The sequence below is a fragment of the Armatimonadota bacterium genome (assembly GCA_028871815.1).
Taxonomy (GTDB): Bacteria; Armatimonadota; Chthonomonadetes; order Chthonomonadales; family Chthonomonadaceae; genus REEB205.
The window spans coordinates 339810-365983 of sequence record JAGWMJ010000002.1; the positions used below are offsets into that span (position 1 = coordinate 339810).

Annotated in this window: 13 protein-coding genes; 6 read left to right on the forward strand and 7 right to left on the reverse strand. The window is 65.8% G+C overall.

Features of this window, described 5'->3' with window-relative positions; all coding sequences use genetic code 11:
- The first annotated feature begins 58 nt into the window (after positions 1 to 58).
- From KGJ62_04365 to KGJ62_04380, 4 genes are all read left to right on the forward strand, one after another.
- Positions 59 to 922 carry a caspase family protein gene (locus KGJ62_04365; GenBank protein MDE2125802.1) on the forward strand — a complete coding sequence of 288 codons (864 nt, stop codon included), beginning with the start codon at positions 59 to 61 and terminating at the stop codon, positions 920 to 922.
- Positions 919 to 3963 carry an SUMF1/EgtB/PvdO family nonheme iron enzyme gene (locus KGJ62_04370; GenBank protein ID MDE2125803.1) on the forward strand — a complete coding sequence of 1015 codons (3045 nt, stop codon included), beginning with the start codon at positions 919 to 921 and terminating at the stop codon, positions 3961 to 3963. The genes KGJ62_04365 and KGJ62_04370 overlap by 4 nt, the downstream gene beginning before the upstream one ends.
- 171 nt (positions 3964 to 4134) lie before the next feature.
- Positions 4135 to 5043: an SUMF1/EgtB/PvdO family nonheme iron enzyme gene (locus KGJ62_04375; protein ID MDE2125804.1), complete on the forward strand. Its 909-nt coding sequence runs from the start codon at positions 4135 to 4137 to the stop codon at positions 5041 to 5043.
- Between the two features lie 126 nt (positions 5044 to 5169).
- Positions 5170 to 6921 carry an SUMF1/EgtB/PvdO family nonheme iron enzyme gene (locus tag KGJ62_04380; GenBank protein ID MDE2125805.1) on the forward strand — a complete coding sequence of 584 codons (1752 nt, stop codon included), beginning with the start codon at positions 5170 to 5172 and terminating at the stop codon, positions 6919 to 6921.
- A gap of 185 nt (positions 6922 to 7106) precedes the next feature.
- Here the strand turns inward: KGJ62_04380 and KGJ62_04385 are convergent, their stop codons facing one another.
- The 6 genes from KGJ62_04385 to KGJ62_04410 form a co-directional block, all read right to left on the reverse strand.
- Positions 7107 to 7886 (reverse strand): 4'-phosphopantetheinyl transferase superfamily protein, encoded by a 780-nt coding sequence (locus tag KGJ62_04385; GenBank protein MDE2125806.1) that lies wholly within the window; start codon positions 7884 to 7886, stop codon positions 7107 to 7109.
- The gene (locus tag KGJ62_04390) at positions 7844 to 13813 is read right to left on the reverse strand and encodes an amino acid adenylation domain-containing protein (protein ID MDE2125807.1); all 5970 of its coding nucleotides are present in this window, start codon (positions 13811 to 13813) and stop codon (positions 7844 to 7846) included. Before KGJ62_04390 ends, KGJ62_04385 begins: the two co-directional genes overlap by 43 nt.
- A 107-nt stretch (positions 13814 to 13920) precedes the next feature.
- Positions 13921 to 20013 (reverse strand): amino acid adenylation domain-containing protein, encoded by a 6093-nt coding sequence (locus tag KGJ62_04395; protein ID MDE2125808.1) that lies wholly within the window; start codon positions 20011 to 20013, stop codon positions 13921 to 13923.
- 185 nt (positions 20014 to 20198) lie between these two features.
- The gene (locus KGJ62_04400) at positions 20199 to 21428 is read right to left on the reverse strand and encodes a trypsin-like peptidase domain-containing protein (protein ID MDE2125809.1); all 1230 of its coding nucleotides are present in this window, start codon (positions 21426 to 21428) and stop codon (positions 20199 to 20201) included.
- A 10-nt stretch (positions 21429 to 21438) separates the two neighbouring features.
- A complete protein-coding gene (gene ribH / locus KGJ62_04405) occupies positions 21439 to 21837 on the reverse strand; it encodes a 6,7-dimethyl-8-ribityllumazine synthase (protein ID MDE2125810.1) in 399 nt (132 codons plus the stop codon).
- Between the two features lie 77 nt (positions 21838 to 21914).
- Positions 21915 to 23189 (reverse strand): bifunctional 3,4-dihydroxy-2-butanone-4-phosphate synthase/GTP cyclohydrolase II, encoded by a 1275-nt coding sequence (locus tag KGJ62_04410; protein MDE2125811.1) that lies wholly within the window; start codon positions 23187 to 23189, stop codon positions 21915 to 21917.
- 90 nt (positions 23190 to 23279) lie between these two features.
- On the opposite strand from KGJ62_04410, the gene aat reads away from it, so the two are divergent.
- A complete protein-coding gene (aat, locus tag KGJ62_04415) occupies positions 23280 to 23867 on the forward strand; it encodes a leucyl/phenylalanyl-tRNA--protein transferase (GenBank protein ID MDE2125812.1) in 588 nt (195 codons plus the stop codon).
- 248 nt (positions 23868 to 24115) lie between these two features.
- Complete coding sequence (locus KGJ62_04420) at positions 24116 to 24463, forward strand: hypothetical protein (protein ID MDE2125813.1); 348 nt, start codon at positions 24116 to 24118, stop codon at positions 24461 to 24463.
- A 312-nt stretch (positions 24464 to 24775) separates the two neighbouring features.
- Here the strand turns inward: KGJ62_04420 and KGJ62_04425 are convergent, their stop codons facing one another.
- Positions 24776 to 26161: an aspartate aminotransferase family protein gene (locus KGJ62_04425; protein MDE2125814.1), complete on the reverse strand. Its 1386-nt coding sequence runs from the start codon at positions 26159 to 26161 to the stop codon at positions 24776 to 24778.
- Between the last annotated feature and the right edge of the window lie 13 nt (positions 26162 to 26174).

Consider the following 26174-nt stretch of genomic DNA (forward strand, 5'->3'; position numbering starts at 1 on the left):
AGAGCCGGAGCAGGCCCGGAACCTGCCTGTAGTGGTACAATCGCGCACGATACCGACTATGAAACCTTTTACCAAAGTATTCGCCTTGATCGCGCTGGCGGCAGTCGGTTCCGCGCCGGCGGCCGCTTCCGGCCATCGCTGGGCGCTGGTGGTTGGCGTGGAGCACTACAAGAACTCCGATATCGAGCCCCTCCGCTACGCGGAGGCGGATGCCACTTCGGTGGCCTCCGCCCTGGAGAAGAGCCTCGGTTTCAACGCCAGGCGCGTGCGGGTGATGACCAGCGCGGTGTCGGACACCACCCAGCCGGATTGTCCTACCAACGTGCACGTCATCGACGCGCTCAACGCCATGGCAAACAGCGTCGGGCCGGACGATACGTTTGTATTCTACTTGTCCGGCCATGGCTTCAGCCGCGGTGACGAAAGCTTTCTGGGCACCATAGAGACGGACGCCACATCCATCGATACGCTGCGGCTCAGTACAATCCCGCTCTCGATGCTGCAGAATGTGATGAAGCGGGTAAAGGCCCGGCAGGTGGTCTTCATGATCGATGCCTGCCGCAATGATCCGGAGCGCGACAAGGGCGGCGGCGAGAACGTTCGCACGGCCGGCTTCAGCAAGAGCCTGGAAGTAGCGGCCCGGCCCGCTGCCGCGCTGGGGGGCGGCAGCGCGGTGTTGTTTGCCTGCGCGGATGGGCAGCGCGGTTACGAGGATCCATCGCTGGCCCACGGCGCGTTCACCTACTACCTGGTCAGCGCGCTTAAGGGGGCCGCCGCGCTGGCGGGAGAGCCGCTTTCCGCGGCGCAGGTGGCCGGTTACGTGCTCGAAAAGGTGACCGCCTGGGCCCGACAGCACAGCCGACAGCCATCCTACTGGCCAACAGCGTGGCCGGCACGCAGCTGCCCCAGGGCTGCGCAGTGAAGCAGATGGATACGAGCGTGCGCGTCTCGGTAGTCACCGAGCCGCCCGGGGCTGCCGTCTCGTTGGATGGCGTGCCCGCAGGCGTGACTCCGGCAGAGATTCCCGTGGAGCTCGGGCTGCACGCAACGTGGCAGGCGCAGGTGGCCGTCACGCTTTTCGGATTCCAGCCCGTTCTCTACCGTGTTACGCTGGCGCGCGGTCACTCTACGATCATTCCGCCGGATGTGCTGCACGAAGAGACCGGCGCGCAGCCCGGGTTGCCAGCGGGCCGCGCCGGTGGGCCGCCAGTCGAGGACAGCGGCCTGGCGGCAGGCGCGGTCCGGACCAACCCGAAAGACGGCGCGGAGATGGTCTGGATACCGCCGGGTCCCTTCCAGATGGGTGACAGCGATCAATATGGCAACCAGCCACATACGGTGACGCTCAGCGGTTTCTGGATGTACAGAAACAATGTGACGGTCACGGAGTACCGCACCTTCTGCGATGCTGCGGGCCGGCGGATGCCGCCCGCGCCGCAGTTCGACCCGACCTGGAGCCAGGGCGATCACCCGATCGTCAACGTGACGTGGGACGACGCTGCAGCTTACGCGAAGTGGGCAGGCTGCGAGCTGCCGACGGAGGCGCAGGGGGAAAAGGCCGCGCGCGGCACGGACGGGCGGAAATACCCGTGGGGCAGCGATTGGGACAGCTCGAAACTCTGGTGCAGCAAGTCCCGGTTTGGCGACGCGGGCGGCACGACGGCCGTTGGCCATTACGGCGTGAGCCCCTACGGCTGCAGCGACATGGCCGGCAACGTGTTTGACTGGTGCCGGGACTGGTACCACGAAGCTTTCTGGAGCGGTCGTGCCGGCGAGCAGCCGGACCCCGTGGACCTTGCGCCGGGGCAGGAGCGGGTTATTCGCGGCGGCACGTGGAAGATGAACGATCCGGTGGGCTTCCGCGCGTCGTACCGGTACATCAGCGCCCCGGCGCTCAGCTTCGACTACATCGGTTTTCGTTGTGCTTTGCGCGCCGGCTCGCCCTTGGATACGGGCGTGCGCCTCTCGGTAGTCACCGAGCCGCCTGGGGCTGCCATCTCGTTGGATGACGTGCATGCCGGCGTGACTCCGGCAGAGATTCCCGTGGACCTCGCGGTGCAGGCAACGCGGCAGGCGCAGGTGGCCATAACGCTTCCCGGATTCCAGCGCGTGCTATACCGTGTCACGCTGGAGCGCGGCCACTCCACGATCATTCCGCCGGTTGCGCTGCGCCGAGAGACCGGCGCGCAGCCCGGGTCGCCGGCGGCCGGCGGCGGTTCGCCATCCGTCGAGGTCCACGGCCTGGCGAAAGGCGCGGTCCGGTCCAACCCGAAAGACGGCGCGGAGATGGTCTGGATACCGCCGGGGCCCTTCCAGATGGGTGACAGCGATATTGCTGACAACTCGCCGCATTCGGTGACGCTCAGCGGTTTCTGGATGTACAAAAACGACGTGACGGTGCAGGAGTACCGCGGCTTCTGCCGGGCAACCGGTCGGCAGATGCCGCCCGCACCGTCCTTCGACCCGAACTGGAGCCAGGGCGATCACCCGATCGTCAACCTGACGTGGGACGACGCCGCAGCTTACGCGATGTGGGCAGGCTGCGAACTGCCGACGGAGGCGCAGTGGGAGAAGGCCGTGCGCGGCACAGATGGGCGGAGATACCCCTGGGGCAACGATTGGGACATCTCGAAACTCTGGTGCAGCAAGTTCCAGGGTGGCGACGCGGGCGGCACGACCGCCGTGGGGGACTACGGCGTGAGCCCCTACGGCTGCAGCGACATGGCCGGCAACGTATTGGACTGGTGCCGGGACTGGTACCACGAAGCCTTCTGGAGCGGTCGCGCCGGCAAGGAGCCGGACCCCGTGGACCTTGCGCCGGGGCAGTACCGGGTTCTGCGCGGCGGCTCGTGGGACCTCAACGAACGAGTGAGCTTCCGCGCCTCGGTCCGGAACGGCAATTGCCCGGCGAACGGAAACAACTGCACTGGCTTCCGTTGTGCTTTGCGCGCGGGCTCGCCTTTGGATACGAGCGTGCGCCTCTCGGCAGTCACCGAGCCGCCCGGGGCTGCCGTCTCGTTGGATCGCGTGCCCACCGGAGTGACGCCGGCAGAGATTCCCGTGGACCTCGGGCGGCAGGCAACTCGGCAGGCGCAGGTGGCCATCAATCTTACCGGATTCCAGCCCGTTCTCTACCCTGTGACGCTGGAGCGCGGCCACTCTACGATCATTCCGCCGGTTATGCTGCGCGATGAGGCCCGGGCGCGACCCGGGTCGCCGACGGGCGGCGGCGGTGGGCCGCCAGTCGAGGGCAGTGGCCTGGCGGCGGGCAAGGTCCGGACCAACCCGAAAGACGGCGCGGAGATGGTCTGGATACCGGCTGGGCCCTTCCAGATGGGTGACAGCGGCCAGCGTGACAACCCGCCGCATACGGTGACGCTCAGCGGTTTCTGGATGTACAGAAACGATGTGACGGTGACGGAGTACCGCACCTTCTGCGATGCTGCGGGCCGGCGGATGCCGCCCGCGCCGTACTTCGACCCGACCTGGAGCCAGGGCGATCACCCGATCGTGAACGTGACGTGGGACGACGCCGCAGCTTATGCCAGGTGGGCAGGCTGCGAACTGCCGACGGAGGCGCAGTGGGAGAAGGCCGCTCGCGGCACGGACGGGCGGAAATACCCGTGGGGCAGCGATTTTGACAGCTCGAAACTCTGGTGTTCCAGGCGCGGCACGACCGCCGTGGGCCACTACGGCATGAGCCCGTACGGCTGCAGCGACATGGCCGGCAACGTGGCTGACTGGTGCCGGGACTGGTACCACCAAGCTTTCTGGAGCGGTCGCGCCGGCGAGCAGCCGGACCCCGTGGACCTTGCGCCGGGGTGGGGCCGGGTTGTGCGCGGCGGCTCGTGGGGCAGCGGCGCACCATTGTACTTCCGCGCGGCGCACCGGAACGGCAACGGCCCGGCGTACAGCAACGCCAGCATCGGCTTCCGTTGTGCTTTGCGCGCGGGCTCGCCTTGACTCTGCACTTTGACTCCTTTCCGTTTTACCGGTGCCGGAGGGCGGTTCATCAGCATCGCGATTTGCCGAGAAACGGCCGACGAGGAGCGCAACATGGAATGGCTATCTGCGAGCAGAGTAAGATCGATGAGCGCCGGAGCGCCACCCCGCCGGCGAGGCGCTCGCGTGCGCGTGTCGCTGCGTAGATGGGCCGCACGACGGTGCGTAGGGCCGGCCGCAACGGCTGCGGCGCTCTGCTGCGCCGCAGGGTCCTGGACCGTGGTCGGCGGTACTGCGCGGCCGCAGAAGCGGCCGGGCACGCGGGTGACCTATGCCGTGCGTGGCACTGCGGATGCAGGCGGCAGCCCGGCGCCGGTCGTACTGCGCACGAAGCAGCGGCGCAACCCGAAAGACGGCGCGGAGATGGTCTGGATACCGCCAGGCTCCTTCCAGATGGGTGACAGCGACCAGTCTGACAACCCGCCGCATCGGGTGACGCTGAGCGGGTACTGGATGTACAGGAACGACGTGACGGTGCAGGAGTATCGCAGCTTCTGCCGGGCAACCGGTCGGCGGATGCCGCCCGCGCCGTCCTTCGACCCGACCTGGAGCCAGGGCGATCACCCGATCGTCGACGTGACATGGGACGACGCCGCAGCTTACGCGAAGTGGGCAGGCTGCGACCTGCCGACGGAGGCGCAGTGGGAGAAGGCCGCCCGCGGCACCGACGGGCGGAAATACCCGTGGGGCAGCGATTGGGACATCTCGAAACTCTGGTGCAGCAAGTCCTTGTATGGCGATGCGGGCGGCACGACCGCCGTTGGCCATTATGGCGTGAGCCCGTACGGCTGCAGCGACATGGCCGGCAATGTGTGGGACTGGTGCCGGGACTGGTACCACAAAGCCTTCTGGAGCGGTCGCGCCGGCGAGCAGCCAGACCCCGTGGACCTTGCGCCGGGGCAGAACCGGGTTGTGCGCGGCGGCTCGTGGAAGCTCTACCTACCAGTGAACTTCCGCACGTCGAACCGGGGCAGCGGCAATCCGGCGAACTACAACTACGACGGCGGCTTCCGTTGTGCTTTGCGCGCGGGCTCGCCTTAACTCTGCACTTTGACTCTTTTCCCTTTTCCCGCCGCCGGAGGGCAATTCATTGGCATCGCGATTTGCCGAGAAACGGCCGACGAGGAGCGCAACATGGAATGGCTATCTGCTGGCGGAGTAAGAGGGATGAGATCCGGCGCGCCAACCCGCTGGCCAGGCGCTCACGTGCGCCCGCCCCTGGGTAGCTGGACCGCAGCGGCTGCGGCGCTCTGCTGTGCCGCAGGGTCCTGGGCGGCGGTCGGCGGTACTGCGCAGCCGCAGAAGCGGCCGGGCAAGTCGGTGACATACACCGTGCGCGGCACTGCGGATGCAGCCGGCAGCCGGGCGCCAGTCGTACTGCACGCGAAGCAGCGGACCAACCCGAAAGACGGCGCGGAGATGGTCTGGATACCGCCGGGGCCGTTCCAGATGGGTGACAGCGACCAGTCTGACAACCCGCCGCGTCGGGTGACGCTGAGCGGATTCTGGATGTACAAAAACGATGTGACGGTGACGGAGTATCGCCGGTTCTGCGATGCTACGGGTTGGCGGATGCCGCCCGCGCCGTCCTTCGACCCGACCTGGAGCCAGAGCGATCACCCGATCGTCTGGGTGACATGGGACGACGCTGCCGCTTACGCGAAGTGGGCAGGCTGCGAACTGCCGACGGAGGCGCAGTGGGAAAAGGCCGCTCGCGGCACGGACGGGCGGAAATACCCCTGGGGCAGCGATTGGGACATCTCCAAACTCTGGTGCAGCAACTCCCAGTATGGCGACGCTGGTGGCACGACCGCCGTTGGCCATTACGGCATGAGCCCCTACGGCTGCAGCGACATGGCCGGCAATGTGTGGGACTGGTGCCGCGACTGGTACCACAGAGCTTTCTGGAGCGGCCGCGCCGGCGAGCAGCCGGACCCCGTGGACCTTGCGCCGGGGCTGTACCGGGTTGTGCGCGGCGGGTCGTGGCTCTACGACTTACCGACGGCCTTCAGCGCGTCGTACCGGTACTACGATAGCCCGGCGAACTGCGACGGCTACAACGGTTTCCGTTGTGCTTTGCGCGCGCGTCCCGTTCCGGCTCTGGCCGCGCCGACCACAGCTGTTGCCGTCGCGGCGCCGCCGAGCGAAGCCGGGATCGGCGTACAGCCGCCCCGGCCGGCAGCGCAGGCGGACGTTCCCGCGAAAGGCGCGGTCCGAAAGAACCCGAAAGACGGCGCGGAGATGGTCTGGATACCGCCGGGTCCGTTCCAGATGGGTGACAGCGATCAGGAAGACAACCCGCCGCATAGGGTGATTCTGAGCGGTTTCTGGATGTACAAAAACGATGTGACGGTGACGGAGTATCGCCGGTTCTGCGATGCTACGGGTCGGCACATGCCGTCCGTGCCGATATTCGACTTGACCTGGAGCCAGGGCGATCACCCGATCGTCAACGTGACATGGGACGACGCTGCAGCTTACGCGAAGTGGGCAGGCTGCGAACTGCCGACGGAGGCGCAGTGGGAGAAGGCCGCGCGCGGCACGGACGGTCGTAAATACCCGTGGGGCAGCGATTGGGACATCTCGAAACTCTGGTGCAGCAAGTCCTTGTATGGCGACGCGGGCGGCACGACGGCGGTGGGCCACTACGGCATGAGCCCGTACGGCTGCAGCGACATGGCCGGCAATGTGTGGGACTGGTGCCGCGACTGGTACCACAGACCTTTCTGGAGCGGCCGCGCCGGCGAGCAGCCGGACCCCGTGGACCTTGCGCCGGGGCAGCTCCGGGTTATTCGCGGCGGATCGTGGTACGAGGGCAAGCCAGGGGTCTTCCGCTCGCCGTACCGGTGGGACCGCTTCCCGGCGGACAAGGACTCCACCTTCGGCTTCCGTTGTGCTTTGCGCGCGGGCTCGCCTTAACTCTGCACTTTGACTCTTTTCGCTTTTTCCCGGCGTCGGAGGGCGGTCGAAAAGTCTGTCAGAGGTGGTCGCTGTGCGCTGTGAGCGCTCCTTCGATTCGCGCGCCCGCACGGGGTTAAGCTGATCGTAGTACCAGCAAGACCCGGCACGCGCATACCGCAGTGAGCGACTCTTGTAGGGCCATGCTAGGGCGCCCATTCAAAACGCAAGCACTCGGCCATGGGGCCTTGCATGGCCGCTGCGCCGCTGTAACCCGGGGCAAGGTCGCCACACGCCACCGTCCAGAGGCCGCCGATGCCGTCAGCTTCGGAGGTCAGGTCGAGTTCAAAGCGGCTCAACGGGTCCAGCGGAACATCAAACGCTTTCAAATCCAGATAGAGGCCGGCGCCAACCGCCTTGATCATCGCCTCTTTGCGGGTCCAGCAGTCGAAAAATGCCCGCTCGTGCTCGGCTCGCGGCAGCGCGGTTAGAATCGCAACTTCGGCCGGGGAGAAGAAGGCATCGGCCACGGTCAGGTAGTCGTCGGTCAGGGCGTTACGCTCCACGTCCACGCCAACGCGCCCGCCGGCTGCAATGGCGAAGGCGCACCAATCGCCGCTGCGTGATGCGTTGAATTGCAATCCGCTCTGTTCGGCGCTGCCGGCAAGGTGGGGCTTGCCGAGCGCGCCGGTGCGAAACTCAATCTCTCCCGGCGGCATACCGAGGTAGTCGCCCAGTACGCGACGGAGAATGCCGTGCATGGCAACAAAGCGGTCACGATCAACCGGCTGCACGAACGCGGCTGCGCGGGCAAGCTCCTCGTCGTTGAGCACGCCGGCATCCGCTTCGCGAACACGCCACCACGCGTCGGTCCGGGCGCGCCATACATGCAATACGTGTGGGGCGGGACCTTCGACGCGACTCGATACGGCGGTCCACTCCGTTACTGCTGGTCCCGCGCTCCCTCGCGATTTCGCTGCAGACACGCCTTCAGCCTCTCTGCCAGAAATCGTACACGGGGCTCGGCCATGATCGCGCCATGATATCCCGGCACCACATGTACTTCGATGCCGCCCTCAGCCAGTCCTGCCCAGCCTAAATTCGGGTCCTCTACGACGCCGGTTGGCTGGCGGCTGCCGTTGAACAGGGTGATCCGGCCGGCATACGTTGACGGCCGATAGGCAGCGGCTGCACGGCGCACGTAGTGCGGTTTTGCCTCCAGCTCCGGCGGTACCGGCCGGCCCGCGGCGCGGCGCAATCGCCGGGCCGCAGCCTTCATGTGGCCCTCAATGGCCCACTGCGCCTCCAGGCGGGCCCGCCGCGTTTTGTCCCGTACGTATGCCGCCCGTCGACCTGGCGGCAGCAGCCGGAGGCTGCCGATGTGGTGCTCCACAACCCGGGCCATGTTGCCCAGTTTTTGACGGAGTTTGCCGAAGCCCTTGCGGAATACCGGGTAGTCGGGATGGAACGCGTCAAACATCGCCACGATTCCCAGCGTCTGGCCGGCGGCCGCCAACTGCCTTGCCATCTCAAAAGCAATCATGCCGCCTAGTGACGAGCCGCCGATGTAGTACGGGCCTTCCGCCTGGATCATCCGGATTTCGCGCACGTAGTCGGCGGCCATCGCCTCCACGCTTTCGTGCGGCGGAAGCTTTCCGCCGACATGCCGCGCCTGAAGCGCATAGAATGGCTGGTCGGCGCCCAGCCGGTTCGCCAGATCGCGGTACCACAGAACTTCCGATCCGGCAGCGTGTACGCAGAAGAACGGTGGCAGCGAGCCTTCGGTTTGAATCGCCACCAGCGAAGCAAACCCGGCCTCGGGGTGGCCGCTCTCGATTACGGTTGCAAGCTCGCGCACTGTTGGGTACCGGAACAGCGTGGCCAGCGGCAGCCGCTCGCCAAACACCTTTTCAATCTGCGCGAACAGACGCACCGCCGTGAGGGAGTGACCGCCCAGCGCAAAGAAGTTGTCCAGCGCGCCAACCGTGCGAACGCCGATCACGTTCTCCCACAGCCGTGCCAACTGCCGCTCCACACGAGTTTGCGGCTCCGACCCGGCAGCGCCGGCGGGCGCCGGGTCCATTTCCGGGTTAGGTAGCTGCTTTCGATCCGCCTTACCGCTGCTATTGGTTGGAATGCGTTCAACCCGCTGGAACACCGCCGGCGCCATGTAGTCCGGCAGCGTGGTGAGCAGGTGCTGCCGCAACGCGCCCGGCTCCAGTTCGTGCTCGGCGGTGTACCACGCCACAAGGCGCTCGTCTCCATTCGTATCGCTCCGCACACCAACGGCACACGCGCCAATGCCGGCAAAAGCGCCGAGCGCGCTCTCGACTTCGCCCAGCTCAATTCGAAATCCGCGCAGCTTAATCTGGTCGTCGAGGCGGCCCAGAAAGTCCAGTTCGCCATCTGCCCGCATCCGCGCGGCATCGCCGGTCCGGTATAGTCGCCGGCCGCCGAGTCCGGGAAATGGATTCTCCACAAACTGTTCGGCCGTTCGCTCCGGCTGATTGACGTACCCTTCGGCCAACCCTTCGCCGCCGATGTACAGTTCGCCGGGAATCCCCACCGGCATAAGCTGCATGCCGCCATCCAGGACGACCAGCCGGACGTGCGGCAGTGGGGCGCCAATACAGACGGCGGCCGTGAGGGCATCATCGGCGGTTACCCGGCGTCGAGATGCCCAGATGGTTGCCTCCGTTGGGCCGTAGACGTTCCACACCGGCACGCCCAGCGCGAGCGCAGCCGGAACCAGCGAGCCGGGAAAGGCTTCGCCTCCTACGCTGAGCATCCGAAGCGCTGGTGCGCGCTCAGCGCCGGGCGCCAACGCCGCGCCACAGAGCAGCTGCAGCGCGGATGGCGTGATCTGCACCACGCTCACGCCGGCGTCAACGATCAACTTCCAGAGCGCATCACCATCCATCGCCGTGTTTGCCGGCGCCAGCACAAGCCGGGCGCCGCTGCTGAGTGCGTTCCAGATTTCCCATCCGCTCACGTCAAAGCCAACGCTGTGGATCCCGGAGAAGACGTCTTCGGAAGAGAAACCGAACGGTGCGCGGCAGCTCTGGATGCGGCCCGCAAGGCTGCGGTGCGAAATCGCCACTCCCTTCGGACGGCCGGTGGACCCAGAGGTGAACAGAATATAGGCCGCATCGTCGGGCCGGCACTCCCGGTGGCGACAAGATGCGGCCGGCACGCTGCCGGCATCGTCGGGCGTCAACACAGCTCCGGCATAGCCGGCCTGTGCCGGAATCTGGCGGTCCGCCGTGATAAACGCCTTCGGCGCTGCGTCTTCCAGCATCTCGTGGATCCGCGCCGCAGGAAGAGTAGGCTCCATCGGCACGTACGCGGCGCCGGCTTTCCATGCGCCGATCAGCGCCGCGATTATATCGGTCGATCGCGGCAGACAGACGGCCACGGCGTCTCCGGGCTGCACCCCGGCCTGCTGCAGGACGGCGCCGAATTGCCGCGCGCGATCGTCCAGTTCACCATGGCTGAGGCGACTCGAGCCGAACCGGAGCGCCTCGGCGGCGCCGCGCGTATGCGCCCACTCGGCAAGCACCGCCGGCAGCAGCGGTGGCGGCAGCAATTCGGGGGTATCGCGCGACCATCCGGCCTCCAACTGCCGGTTTTCGTCGCCAGTGAGGAGCGGCAGCGAGCCTATTTCGCTGTCGGCTTGCCGGATTCCACCGCGCAAGAGGGTGCAGTAGTGGCCAAGCAGGCGGTCGATGAAATCCGGGTCAAACAGGTCGGTGCAGAACTCGCACGTTGCGGACCAGCCATCCGCGCTGCGGGCAACCTGCAGCGTGAGATCGCACTTCGCGCTTCCGTTGTCGGTCTCCACGTATCGCAGCGAAGCCGCGCCCATCGGTATCGGCTCCTCCGGTAAGTCGATCGTCTGAAACATCACGGAGAATATCGGCGATCGGCTCATGTCGCGCGGCAGCAGCAGCCCATCCACCAGGCTCTCAAGAGCCGCCTCCTGCCGCTCCATCGCAAACCGCGTGCTTTCCGCCGATTCGCGGACCAGCGCGTTGAACCGCTGCGATGCCGCGGCGTGGATGCGGAGCGGTACGGTATTGGCCACATAGCCCACCAGCGATTCGCACTCCGGCGTCACGCGATTGGACATTGGAGTGCCGATCGTGATGGAACCGCGCTGCGTGGTGCGGAACAGCAATGCTGCAAACGCGGCCAATGCCGTTGCGAACGGCGTAACACCATGTGCGCGGCTGAACGCTTCCAGCTCGTGGTCCAGGTCCTGTCCGAGCGGGAGAGTCCGCTTCGCTCCCCGGTAGGTAAAGATGCCGGGACGCGGTCGCTGCGCAGGAAGCTCAAACGGCTCCAGGTCCTCCTTGAGCCACTCCTGCAGCTCCAACCGGGCGCGGCATACCGGTTCGGATGCCAGCCGCTGATCCAGCCAGATGGCATAGTCGCCGTACTGGGTCGCGTGCACTTCGGGTGGTTGGCCGCCGCGGCTGAGAGCGCCGTAGTTGGCCGCCAGTTCCTGCAAGAGCAGGCGAAACGATGCCGCGTCGGTCACCGCGTGGTGAAGCGTCCACAAGAGGCGATGTTCCTCATCGCCCAATCGCAGCAGCCTCCATCGGGTAAGCGGGCCGGTCTCCAGGCAGAACGGCCGGCGGCTCTCCTCGTACGTGATGGCTTTGGCCGTCGCCTCGCGCTCGTCCGGGTCCAGTTCCCGGAGGTCGGTCACCGGTAACGGAGAAAACTCCCAGGTGGCGAACTGCTGGGCAGGCTCGCCATCCGTTGCCGGCAGCAGGAGCCGTAGCGCTTCGTGCCGCTTCACGATGGCGTTCAGCGAGGCCGCAAGCGCTTCGTGATCCAGCGGGCCATCCAGGCGCAGGTCCAGCAGTTGAACATACGCGGCACCGTCGGGCTGCCACCGGTCGAGGAACCATACTCTCTTCTGCGGAGGCGTACACGGCACAGCGGTATCGCCAGGCGGGCGAGGTCGGATCGCGGTCGCGGGCTGCGCCTCGGCTTCGAGCGCGGCGGCCATGTCGGTCAGGACAGGATGTGTGAAGGCAATGGTTGCGGGTACCTGACGTCCGCATGCTTCGCCAATCCGCGCCGCAACGCGAGCCGCCTTCAGTGAGGTGCCGCCCAGTGCGAAGAAGTGCGCGCTGCGCCCCGGCGGCGGGATGTTCAGTACGGCCTGCCACGCTGCGGCAACCATGCGCTCTGCATCGGTCTCGGGTTCATCTCCATCACCGACGGCTGCATCAATCTGCACGGTGCGGTTGACGTATTTACCCGTCTGCCACTGCTGCCGCAGTGTCGCGCGAGCTATTTTGCCGATCCCGGTGCGCGGAAACTCGTCCGGCTCGAGCAGTACCAGAACGGAAATCTGCGCGCCCGTCAATGCGCCCACCCGAGCCCGGATCTCCGCGCAGATCCGGTCACGGTCCGCGGCATCGCCCTTCGTGGAGACGAACACTGCCAGGGAGTCGGTATCGGAATCTGCCAGGCGCACCGCGCAGGCGGCCGCATGTGATGGAACGACGCCGGCGACAACCTCAACGGCCGCCTCGATTTCGTGGCATCCAAAGTTGCGGCCATTGACAATCACAACATCCTTGTTGCGGCCGGCAAGGGTCAGCCGGCCATGTCGAAGTATGCCGAGGTCCCCTGTGCGAAACCAGCCGTCCGCCGTGAATGCCTCGGCGTTAAGCGCTGGGTCGTGGTAATAGCCGTCGGTTACCGTATCGCCACGAACTTCGAGGCTGCCGGTCTCGCCGTCTGCCGCCTCCGATCCATCCTCTCGCAGAACCCGAAACTGAACGCCGGGGAACGGCGGGCCGACTTCAACCGGGCTGTCATCATCCGGTCTGCCCGCACGAAATGCCGTTGAAACGGCCACCGCGGAGGAGGTCTCCGACATGCCCCAGGCCGGATGCATGGCGGTTTCCGAAAGTCCCGATGCCGCCAATCGCTGCATGAAGCCGCTGGCGGTGCGGCGCACAACCGTCTCACCGCCATTGAGGATTACACGCAGCGCCGAGAGATCCCACCTGCGGTCCGGCGCGGCATCGAGCGCTTCGTTGGCGAGACCAAAGGCGAAGTTTGGCGCCCACGTCACGGTGACCCGATAGCGCTCCAGCCAGTCCAGCCAGAGCAGGGGATCCTGCAGCACAGGCGCCGATGTGCCGTGGGCCTGCGTGGCGCCGAGCACCACGTCGCGCAGGTGGAACATCACCAACCCCACAACGTGATCGAGCGGAAGCCAGTTCAGGGTTGTGTCGGCGCCGTCTATTGCGCAGACGGCGGCTTCCGCCAGCGACCGGGCAGCGATGTTGGCGTGCGAAAGAGGAACCAGTTTCGGAGTCCCGGTGCTGCCCGAAGTGAGCAGCATCAGAGCCGCTGAGGCTGGAAGAGGCATCTCAGTGCGGCCGGGCGGTGAACCCCTGCGCAGCTCGGATACCGAAGCAGTTCGCCACGCGGCGCGTTCCGCCGGATTCATGGCGGCCGGTTCATTGTCGGATGGCGCGTCGCGGATCAGCAGCGGACGATCGAGCGCATCCCAGGCCGACCGTATTCGCGAGGCGATCGTTGTGCCGACCGCTGCATCGCCCGGTGTTCGCACCGGCACCGGTACAACGCCGGCGCAAAAGCAGCCCCACAGTGCCTCAAAGAACGCCTCAGGCGCTCGAATATCCAGGAGCGCAACGTCACCGGACCGACAGCCAAGCTCCCGCAGACCGCCGTGGATGCATCGCGCTGTCTCAAGGAGTTCGGCATACGAAACCGGGTGCGGGCTGTCGCGGCCGTTGAGGTGCAGTATGCCGCGGTCGCTATTGTTTGCCGCTCTTGCGAGATATTCGGGAAGCGCGAACCGGCTGCCGGCCGTTTCCACTTCGGCCGCATCCGTGCCGCATCGGTAGAATGTTTGTGTCACACAGTCCCTGTGCTGCCGGCCATCGTCAGCCGTGTGCGGCGCGCGCGCACGCTTCACGCCTCGCAAAGTGACGCCGACAGGGTGTAAATCGTTCCGTTCCGGATGGATTATGCGCGCGCACTTACGGCGCGTGCAACCTGCGGCTCCGGCAGGTCAACAGCCGCCTCGGTCCTGCGCTCTTCCCGCGGCTGCAGTCGTCGCTTGAGCTCCTCGGCGAGAACGCGAACTCTGGGCTCGGCCACGATTGCTGCATGAAAGCCGGGTACGTCCACGATTTCGATGCCGCCCAGCGCCAGCCCGCGCCAGCCGAGCGTATCGTCGCGGTAAACGCCTAATGGCTGGTGCTTCGCGCGGAAGATGGTGATCGTACCGGCGTAGGGATCGGGCCGGTAGTTGGCCGCCGCCAGCCGCACATAGTGTGGCTTCGGCCGCAGGTGAGCCGGAATCTCGCGCCTCAGCAGCCGGTATGCGCGCGTTTTCCAGCCTCGCACCGCTCCCTGCACGCTCCACCGCAATTCGTCCCACGCGCGAAGCGCCTTGTCGCGCACGTAGGCCCGTCGATGTCCCGGCTGGAGCATTGCCAGGCTGCCGCCGTGATGCTGAATCACGCGCCAGGTGTTCATCGCTTTACGAACGATCCCGCGCGCCCAGGGCCGATAGTGGGGATAATCCGTGTGGAAGGTGTCGAAGAGCGCCACGATTTGCGTTCGCTGGCCCGCGGCCTCCAGCTGTCTGGCCATCTCAAAGGCCACCAGGCCGCCGAGCGACGCGCCGCCGATCGCGTACGGACCCTCCGGCTGCATGAGCCGTATCTCCGCCAGGTAGTCGCAAGCCATCTCTTCCACGGATCGGTGTGGGGCGCGCTGGCCGCCCACATGGCGGGCCTGGAGTGCGTAGAACGGCTGGTCACTACCGAGACGGTTGGCCAGGTCTCGGTAAAACAGCACCTCGGCGCCGGCCGCGTGCACGCAAAAGAATGGTGGCAGAGAACCTTCAGGCTGAATTGGCACCAGTGAGGCGAAACGGCCGGCAGCCGCGCCACCATCCACAGCGGCCGCCAGCGCCTCGATCGTCGGCGCCTGAAAGAGCGTTGCCAGTGGCAACTTGACGCCGAACTGCTTCTCGATGGCTGCAAACAGGCGCACAGCCGTGAGCGAGTGGCCGCCCAGAGCGAAGAAGTCGTCGGTTCTGGCCACCGCCGGCACTCCGAGCAGACGCTCCCATATCCTGCCGATGGCCAACTCGGTGTCGGAAGCGACGCGTGGCAGATGGTCGATCTGCGCGACTTCTGCCGGAGGCGCATCCGGCAGCGCTTTGCGGTTTACCTTGCCGCTGGCGTTCAGCGGCAGGGTCTCTACCGTCACAAACACTGCCGGCGCCATGTAGGCCGGCAGGAACTGCAGCAGGTGCGCCCGCAGCCGTTCCGGCTGCAGAGCTTCGCCCGAAGATACTACCCACGCAACAAGACGGTCGTCGCCGGCGGAGTCCTTCCGGATGCCCGCTGCGCAAGCTCGCACGCTGGGGTGCTGGACCAGCACGCTTTCTACCTCTCCCAACTCCAATCGGAAGCCGTGCAGCTTTACCTGGTCGTCGGTTCGGCCGGCAAACTCCAGCGTGCCGTCTGCGCGCCAGCGAGCAAGATCGCCGCTCCGGTATGCCGGCGCGTCGCCGGATGCCCATCGGTTGGCCACAAAGCGTTCCGCCGTCTGTTCGGGCCGCGCCAGATACCCATCCGCGATACCCGCGCCACCCAAACAGAGCTCTCCTACACATCCCGCCGGCATCAACTCACCTTGCTGATCCAGAACCATCAACCGGCTTCCGGGTAGTGGCGTTCCCATGCTCACCACACGGTCCCGGGCATCGGCCGCCGTAATGTGGTGCGCCGAGACCCAAACGGTTGCTTCTGTGGGCCCATAGAGATTCCACACCTCCGCGCCCCATGCCAGCAGCGCGGGGACTAATTCGCCCGGAAGCGCCTCGCCGCCAACGCCTACGAATCGGAGTGAACCCGCCGCCATACGCTGCGGCGGCACAGAATCGGCCAACAGCCGGGCTGCGGATGGCGTGAGGTGCATCACGGTCACGCGCTCCTGCTCTACCAGGCGCGCTGTGGCGTCACCATCCAGGGCCAACCCGCGCGGCGCAAGAACCAGCCGTGCCCCACACGCCAGAGGGTGCCAGATTTCCCAAACCGAGAGATCGAAGGCTGCGCTATGCAGACAGCTCCAGACGTCGTCGCCGGTGAATCCGAAGTGAGCGCGCGTGCTGTGGATGCGCCACGCAAGGCTGCGTTGTGAAATCGATACGCCTTTGGGACGGCCGGTGGTGCCGGACGTGAAGATCGCGTACGCGGGTCCCCGGTCGGAAACCCGCACCGAGGCCATTACCCGGTCCGGCATGGCGTCGGCCGTCACCGGCGTTATCACCGGCGCGGGCGCGTCCGCCAACCAGCCGGCGGTCTCAGCGATGATCGCCGCGGGGCATGCGTCGGCGCAAATCTCGTGGATCCGCGCCGGAGGCGTATCGGCTTCCACGGGAACCCACGCAGCGCCCACCTTCCAAACGCCAAGCATCGCCGCAATCAGATCGGCATTTCTCGGCAGGCTCACCAGAACATGCGTACCCGGCCTTACGCCGGCGGCGAGCAGTGCGGCGGCGAACCGGCAGGCACGCCTGTTGAGGTCGCCGTAGGTCCACGTTCGTCCCTCAGCCGTCAGAGCCGGGCGGTTGGGCTGGCCGTCGGCGGTTCGGTCAAAGCTATCCAGCACGGTCGGGTATTCGCCACCGGTGGTTACTCCGGCGCCGGCATCCATCATCCAGCCGATTTCATCATCGGCCAGCATCGGCAGGCCGTTGAGGGAAGCGCCGGGAACGCACAGCGCAGCCTCCAGCAGGCGCAGGTAGTGGTCGAGCAGCCGCTGGATGCTGGCCTCCATGAAGAGTGCGGTGCTGTACTCGCACGATACGCTCCAGCCCTTGCTGTCCTTCGCCAGCTGAACGGTGACATCCAGCTTCGCCGAACCATTGTGCAGCTCGTGAAACTCTGCTTCAATACCGCCCCAGTTCTCCGAAGAAGTGGGCAGCTCAATGGTCTGGAACATAACCGTGAATAGCGGCGACCGGCTGGCGTCGCGCGGCAGCGGAAGCGCGGCCACCAATTCCTCCAGCGGAACATCCTGCCGCTCCACGGCAAATCGCAGCGCCGCGTGCACCTTTCCAACCAGTCCGCGAAAGTCCATCGTGGCAGGTACATCCACGCTCACGGGCAAGGTGTTGGTCACATAGCCAAAGGCGGTATCGGCGCCGGGCATATCGCGGTTGGCAAGCGGCGTACCGATCGTAAGCGCATCACGATCGAGGCAGCGGCGCATCACGGCGAACATTGCGGCCATACCGGCGATGTATGGTGTTACGCCCTGTTCCCGGCAGAACCGCTCCAGTTGATCGCCGACGGCGGGCTCGAGCGCCTGCCGCAGCACGGCGCCTTCGTAGCGGAATGTGGCCGGCCTCGCGAAGTCGGCCGGCATGTCGCACGGTTCCAGTCGATCCTCGAGTTGCCGCCGCCACTCCGCCATGGTCCGGTTTTGACGAGCCGGGTCCGTGTGACGTTGGCTGGCGGTTACCCACTGCGAAAACGGCCGCGCCGCCTCCAGCTCCGGCGTCTCGCCTGCCGTGGTCAAACTGTAGAGTTCGCCGAGGTCATGCCAGAGCATTCCAAAAGCATGGGCATCCAGAACCAGGTGGTGCGCGCAGAGAACAAGCCGGTGCTCGTCAGGTGTCAGGCGGATGAGGCGCCACCGGACGAGTGGACCGGATTCGAGCTCAAACGGCGTCGCTGCCACTTCCGCCACGATCCGATTACACTCGTTGTCACGCGCCGCAGAATCCAGGTGTGAGAGGTCATCCACCGGCAAGCCGAGCATGGCAATTCCATCGGGAACGAGCCGGGGCTCTCCGTCTACCGCAAGAACGCAGCTCCGCAGCATCTCATGCCTGCGGCGCAGGCCGTTGAGCGCCTCCTCCAGCGCCGCGACTTCCAACGGACCGCTCAGCCGGATATCCAGCGGCTGGAGGTATGCGCCACCGTCCGGCGCAACCTGCTCGATAAACCAGGCCCGTCGTTGTGCGGGCGTAAGGGGAAACGCTGGAAGCTCCTCCATCTCCACCGGGGCTGTGAAGGTGGCATCCGGCAGTGCGTCGATGGCCGCCGCCAGATCGCGCAGCCGCGATTGCGTGTAGATGAGGTGCGCGGGAATCGGTTTATTCAGCCGCTGCCTCAGCTCCGCCGTAGCCCGGATCGCCAGCAGCGATGTGCCGCCCGCGGCAAAGAACTCCCCCACCCCTGCGGATGATCCCAACACACGGTTCCAAACGGCCGTGACGGTCGCTTCCGTCGCGGTTTGCGGTGGCGCCGCGGATGATGGCTGCCGGAGCGCGACGATCCGGCTGCCGGCGTACTCGCCCGCCTGGTACCGCTGTACCAGCGTAGAGCGTGAGATTTTGCCGACTGAAGTCTTTGGGAACGCATCTGTGGACAGAGCAACCAGATCTGTGACGCGTGCACCGGTCCGTCGCGGAACCTCGGTGCGGATTGAGGCGGCCACGGCGTCCGGATCGGCTCCGGCATCGTGCGCAAAGAAGACGGCGAGTTCGTCGGTCTGGCTTTCCAGGTTCCTTACGGCACACGCAGCGGCAAAGGAGGGCAGAACACCGGCTACAGCCTCAACAGCCGATTCTATTTCGTGGCTGTAGTAGTTGAGACCGTTGATAATAATGACGTCCTTCTCCCGGCCGGTAATGGTGAGGCGTCCGGACGTGACTCGCGCGAGGTCTCCCGTGCGAAGCCAGCCGTCCAAAGTGAACGCCTCGGCATTCAGCGCGTCCGCCCGAAAGTAACCGGGCGTCACGCACGCGCCGCTTACAAGAAGGCGGCCCTCAACCCCTTCAGCGGCATCAACACCGTGCGCGTCCTGGATGCGAAAGGCGATACACGGCAGTGGCGCGCCTACCTCTACAAACGGGTCATCATCGCGGGTGGTATCCAGCCGGAACCGCTCAGAATAGGCGGCCGCGGCGCCGGTCTCAGACATGCCCCACGTGGGTACCATTGCCGACTCGGCGAGTCGACATGGCGCCAGCAGTTCCAGAAACCTCCGCGCGGTGCGGGTCACAATCGGCTCGGCGCCATTGACGATCGTGCGCAGGCGACTCAGGTCCCAGTCGCGCCGTTCCGTATCGGCCAGCGCGTCGTTGACAAGTGCGAAGGCAAAGTTGGGCGCCCAGGTGTAGGCGGCGCCGTATTCATGCAGCCAGTCCAGCCAGCGGAGTGGCTGCTCAACGATCAGCTCTTTGGGGGCGTGAACCTGGCGGCAGCCGAGCAGGACGTCGCGCAGATGACACATCGAAAGGCCACCAACGTGGGATAACGGCAGCCAGTTAAGGGTGGTGTCTCCCGGACCCAGCCCGCAGACTTCGGCTTCGGCTGTGGCATGGGCCAGAATGTTCCGGTGCGTGAGTTGAACGCCTTTGGGCATGCCGGTGCTTCCCGATGTAAGCAGCAGCAGCGCCGTGGAGTCCGCGGAGACATCCGCGTGGTCGGTATCGCCGGTGCAGCCGGCAACCTCGCTCCGTGTCAGCCGTTGCGGCAGATCGCGGGTCCCGGCGATCTCGGCGGCGATCCTCACAGATGCAGCGATCAAGCCGGGGTCGGCAGCGCGGCATGCTGCCGTCAGGCGAGAAAGCCCCGCGGCTTCTTTCTCATAGCTGCCCTCTGTAGGCGCCGGAACGGGAACAAAGCCGCCGAGAAGGCAGCCCCACAGAGCCGGCAAGAACTCGGCGGCCTCCTCAATCTGAAGCACCACCCGATCGCCCATCTGTAAACCGGCGCGCCGCAGGGCGCCCAGCCACTGCTCCGCCTGCTGTAACAGAAGGCTGTACGCCGTTTCATGCGGGATGCCATCGGAATCGATGCAGACGACTCCACGGGACGTTGCCGGGTGCGCTGCCTCACGCAGCGCCTGTGGCAGAGATGCCACCGTGGCGCGCTGCTCTATGAACCGCTTTAGCTCTTCGCGGGCTTCGTGTCCGCGAGATCGCTCCTGGGCGCCCACTTGTGCCGGGATGACGTGCGAACGCGGACGGCGGCGCGCCGCCGGGGCCGACTTGATGCGGCTCGGCTCGGTAGGTCGAATGGGCATAGACGGGTACTGCGGCGCGGAAAAGGCGAGGCTGCAGAAGCGGACTGCGGGGTCGAGCAGCGGTTTCCGCAGGCAAAGGGAGGCTTGATGCTACATGGCTTGTGCCCATGTCGGCGTGATGCGTGCAACGCAGGCAAGGCGGGGCACGCAGGGTTGGGGTCCGTGCGCGGCGAGGCAGGGTCGGGCTAGGGCAGCAGCTGCTGGTCGGCCGGCTCCGGAACGGTGTGGATACGTACAAGCCCGGATGCTCTGGTGGTGGGGCGGAAGTAGCCAAACGTAAGTCCTACACCCGCACCGGCGCCGGCAACTGCCGATTCGAGGTCGAGCGGTTCATCCAGAATGCGGCCATCCACGGAGAGCAGGATATCTCCAGGCTCAACACCGGCCAAAGCGGCCGGGCTGCCGGGCAGAACTTCGGCAATACGGATTCCACGCGCCCGTTTCAAACCATAGGAGGTCATCGCGGCGGCATCCAGCCGCTCCATGCGGATTCCGATCCACGCGACGGCGCCCGCGCCTTTCACGTTTGGATGCGCGATCAGCAGGCGCGCAACACGCCGCACCGTATTCACGGGGATGGCGAAACCCAGACCGATGCTGCCGCCATCCGGACCGGAACTGAGGATCGCCGTGTTGATGCCCACCAGTTGGCCGTCGATGTTCGCCAGCGCACCGCCCGAGTTGCCCCGGTTGATCGGCGCGTCGGTCTGAATCGCTCCATCCAGCGCACCGGACTCGCTCACCTGCAAGTGGCGCCGGTGCAGCGCGGAGATCACACCCACTGTGGTGGTTGAGCCGAGACCGAGCGGATTGCCAACGGCAATCGACCAGTCGCCGACTTCAAGGCGACTTGAATCTCCCAATACGGCGGTTGGCAGGCGCACCGCCGATACCTTCAGTACAGCCAGGTCGTCCGCCGGATCCCGACCGACAGGTCGAGCGGCATAGTGCGTGCCATCGCTGAGCGTAACGCGGATCGAGGTTGCGCCATCGATAACGTGGTCGTTGGTGATGATGTATCCGTCGGGCGTGAGGATCACGCCCGATCCCTTGCCGCGGATCGCGCCGTCAAAGCCGTCGTGCTGGCTGGTCGGCTCACCCGGCAGCGAGATCGTATCGATATTGACCACCGCCGGCTCAATCCGTCTCACTGCCCCAACAAACGGACTTACGGTATCGCCGGATGGGGGAGCGGGGCGGTCGAGAATGGCGAGAGCGGCACGTTGTGACGCGCTTTTCGGTTCCTGGGCCGAACGCCACATGGAGAGTGCGACAAACGCTGTAACTATGCCCAACACGAATGCGCTGAGCGGCACCGCGGCTCGCCGCCACAGCGGGCGTACCGGTGGCTCGATCGGCAGGGCTGGAACCGTGGGTCCGTTCTTCGTCTCGGGTGGCATGCTTTCACCGGTCACAGAGGGCGCCTCAAACCGCGCCCGCGCGGATGCTGGTCAGTAGACTCAGCATCTCAATCGCAGCGTGCGCGGCATCCGCGCCGCGATTCCCGTTGGCTCCTCCTGCGCGTGCTGCCGCCTGTTCCATGGTCTCGGCGGTGACCACGCCGAGCGCGATCGGTTTGCTTGTCTCCAGCGAAAGCGTTGTGAGGGCCGAAAACACCGCGTTCGCAATGTGAGTATTGTGCGTTGTTTCACCTCGCACAATGCACCCGAGCGCGATGACGGTGCAAAACTCCCGGCGGCGAGCGAACTCGGCGCACGCCAGCGGCAGCTCAAAGCTGCCGGGAACACGCGCCACTACGACGCACTCTTGCGGCACGTGGGCGTTAACCAGGGTTTCGACGGCGCCACGAACCAATCCGTTCATTATCTCCTCATGCCACCGGCTGGCCACCACGGCAACGTTTCCGAATCTCCACGCCGGCGCCGTCCCCATTTCGCCGGTCAAACCGCGCCGCCCTGGTCGGCCGGCGCAGCCTCCGGCAGCAGCGACGCGCGCCCCTCCGGCGTCAGATCGCACGGCTCAAACACATGGCCCATCTTCGCCGCCTTGGTTTTCAGGTAGCGCTGATTGTGCTCGTTCGGCGGCGCGGTGATCGGAACCCACTCCACAATCTCAAGACCGTAGCCCTCCAGGCCGGCCACCTTCATTGGGTTGTTGGTCATAAAGCGGATCTTTTTGACGCCGAGGTCGGTCATCACCTGGGCTCCAATGCCGTAATCGCGCAGATCCGGCTTGAAACCGAGCATTTCGTTCGCTTGAACCGTGTCGGCGCCTTGCTCCTGCAGCTGGTACGCGCGCAGTTTGTTGATCAACCCGATTCCGCGGCCTTCCTGCTCCAGATAGATCAGCAGTCCGCTCCCAGCCTCGGCGATGCGGGCCAACGCCAGCTGCAGTTGGCTGCCGCAGTCGCACTTCAGCGAATCCAGCAGGTCACCCGTCACGCAAGAGGAGTGGACGCGCACCAGAACCGGCTCAGCTCCACGTATATCGCCCTTCACCAGTGCCATCGCCCCAAACGGAGGCACGGTGGCTTCGTAGGCGTGCACGGTCCAGTCTCCGTATTCTCCGGTGGGCAGCCTGGTGGTGGCAACGCGGGTCACCAGGCGTTCGGTCCGGCGTCGGTACTCGATGAGAGCCGCTGTGGTGATGATGTGCAGGTCAAACCGGCTCGCCAGCGCCTCCAGCTCGGGGAGTCGCGCCATCGACCCGTCGTCGCCAACGATCTCGCACAGGATGCCGCAGGGCTGCAGCCCTGCGAGGCGACAGAGATCGACCGTTGCTTCCGTGTGGCCGGCTCGCTTGAGCACGCCGCCCTCGGTCGCCCGCAGTGGGATTACGTGTCCGGGCCGGGCCAGGTCCTCCGGCACAGCGTTGGGATCCACGAACACGCGCACTGTAACTGCGCGGTCAAATGCCGAAATCCCCGTGGTAGTGCCATTCAGCGCGTCCACGGTTTCGCCCATCGCGGTACCAAGTCGGGCGGTATTGTTCTTTACCATCATCGGTATCCGCAGAGCTTCCAACCGCTCCGGCGTCGCCGGAACGCACGGTATTCCGCGGCCGTACCGGATCATAAAGTTCATTGCGTCGGGCGTGACCATCTCGGCGGCCATAATAAAGTCACCCTCGTTCTCACGGTCCTCATCGTCTACCACAATGACGATGCGACCGGCTCGGATATCCTCAATGGCGGTTTCTACAGTGCTGAATGGCATCTCGGCAATCTCAATGAAGGCGCTGACGGGCCGCCTTGTGTGGAGCATAGTCTACCCAATCGCCGGCCGGCCCCTGTGAGACTGCGCACGGTGCTTCAGCCCGACGAAGTGTTGTACGCCTACGTGCGCGCATGGTTCCCGATGTGGGTGCACGAGGAGGGCGGCATCGCGTGGTTTCATCCGGATCCTCGCGCCATCATACCGTTGGACGCGCTCCACCTGTCGCGGTCGATGCGCAAAACCCTCCGTCAGGGAAGGTTTACCGTGGAGTGGAACCGGCAGTTCGCCAGCGTGATGCAGGGCTGCGCCGATCGCCCGGAGGGAACCTGGATAGCCGGTACGGTGATCGATGCCTACACTGCGTTGGCTGAGGCGGGTTACGCGCATAGCGTGGAGGTGATGCGCGACGGCCGGCTTGCAGGCGGACTCTACGGCGTGGCGATCGGTGGCGCTTTCATGGCGGAGAGCATGTTCCATCGCGAAACCGATGCCTCCAAGGTGGCCCTTGCAGCACTGGTCGAGCGGCTGAACGATTGCGCATTCCAGCTGTTGGATGTGCAGTACCTCACGCCACACCTGATCAGCATGGGAGCTGTCGAAATCAGCGCAGCCGAGTACGGTCGGCGCCTCGGGCGCGCCATTCGTGCCCGGCCTCTTCCGTTGCCGGCTGGCGCCTGACGCGCGCCTGGCGCCGGCAGCGCTGCCCTGCGCAGCGCCACCACCGGCTCGCACGCAGGCGCGCACCGCCTCGCCATTCAAAGCCACCGCTCTGTCACGCTGAACACGAAGCGAGCCTGCGATCATCGTGGACGAGCATCAATGCTTCTGCCTGCGGTTCCCGCAGCGTGGTCGTCGCCGCACCAGGCAACCGGTCAAAAACGCGACGAAACCGATGCAGGAATCCTGCGCGGCGCAGGGAAACTGCCTTGCATCGCTCGCGCATCGTGTTCGATGGACGGGGGCAACAGGCACTGAGGTCGCAATCGTGGCAGGCGCAGTACACCAACAACCCGGGCATCTGGGGCGGGCTCGCCTCCCAGCGGCGCAGCGGCGTCTCCTCCTTCTTCGGCCCGGACCAGCAGGGCAGTGCACGGATCCTGGTTTCGCAGGCGGGGCTTGTCACGGATAACTACAGCCACAAAGCCTTCGGCGTGGAGCTGCAGAGCGGAAGCGGAACCGTGAACCCGTACCGGTATGAGGGGCTTTTCGGCTACTACCGCGATGCGGCAGACTGGATGTATGTGCGGGCACGGTGGCTGGATGCTGTGAGATGAGGGTGGGTGGCGGTGGATCCGATGTGGCCGGATGAGGCAAGGTACGGACATGCCGGGAGCGCGAGTTCAACGACGCGGTGATTCCAACTAGCAGCCAATGAGTCACCGCTACCACTGGATCTGGCCTGCCGTCGGCGCTATATTTCTGGCTGCCGCCATCGTACGCTTTGTTCGGCGGCTCGTAAAGCCACCGGACTGGCGCGATTTTGAAGGCACCGACGAACCGCTGGATTGGTTATGGCATCGCAGGTGGTGGTGGTGGTGGTGACCGGCGGTGCAGAACCTGCACCGCCGGTAAAGCCGGCCGACACACTATGCCGTCCCGGCTCCGATACCGCTCTTTCGCGTGCCGATATGCCGCACTGCCGTGGCCGTCACTGCGTTCTCAAGTGCCGTTACCAGTATCATGAGGCCAGCCTCCAGGGCGTCATCCGCAATGTTCAGCGGCGGCACCAGGCGGAGGCACGCATTGTCTACAGCGGGTGAACCAATTCGGGCGCCACAGCTCAGGATCAGCAGGCCGTGCTCTCGCGCATGCTCCTTCACCGCGTTGACGCGCGCATAGTCCGGCGCGCCGTGCTCATCCCGCAGTTCAATGCCGAGCATAAGGCCAAAACCCCGCACATCCACGATGCCGTGCGATCCCACCATCGGCTCCAGAGCCGCGCGAATTCGCCCGGCGACGGCGTTGGCGCGCTCCAGCAGCCTGTCACGCTCAATCACCTGCAGCGCGGCGTAGCCTGCGGCGCACGCCAACGGGTTGCCGCCGAACGTGGTGCCGTGCTCGCCCGGCTGCCAGGCGTCCATGACCGGTCGCCGCGCTGCAACGCCCGCCAGTGGCAAGCCGCCGCCGATCGCCTTGCCGAACGCCACAATGTCGGGCTCCAACCCAACATGCTCAAAGCCGAACCATCGTCCGGTGCGGCCAAATCCACACTGTATCTCATCGGCGATCAGCAGCGCTTCGTGGCGGCGCACCGCCGCTGCCAGCCGGTCGGCGGCGGCGCGCGGCATCGGCACGTATCCACCTTCGCCCTGCTGAGCCTCGAAGAACACGGCGGCCGTCGCGTCGCCGTTTGCGGCGAGAATGCGCTCCACGCCCTCCATACAGCTGCCATCGCATCGCGTCAGGTGCTCGGAAGGCCGCATGCCGGCACACCGGGGCGCCGGGGCGTGCGATATGTCGGAACGGAGCGCAGCGAGGAACGGCTCGTAAGCGGCCCAGTGCACCCGGTTGGAGCGTGACAGCGCTGTGGCGAAGATCGTCCTGCCGTGGAACGCCCCTTCAAACGCCACGAGCTTTCTACGCCCTGTGGCCCTGAGAGCCAGCTTTGCGCAGGCATCAATGGCCTCACTCCCGCCATTCAGGAAGAGCACCGACCACGGATCGCCGGGTACGGCGGCATGAAGAAGATCGGTGATCTTCTTGCCCAACTCCAGCTGCGGCACATGACGCATCGTGTCGGAGGTGTGCGTCAGCTGTTGAGCCTGCTCCACGATTGCCGCTACCACCTCAGGACAGCTGTGCCCGCACGCGTGCACGGCGATGCCTCCGGAGAAGTCGATAAGCCGGTCGCCGGTGTAGGTCTCGATGCGCGCACCAGCGGCCTGGCGGGCCACATAACGCGTCTCAAATCCAACCACCTCCGACAGGAAACTGTCGGCGCTCAGCTCTTGTATCGTCTTCTCGCGATTCAATCGTCCCTTCCTT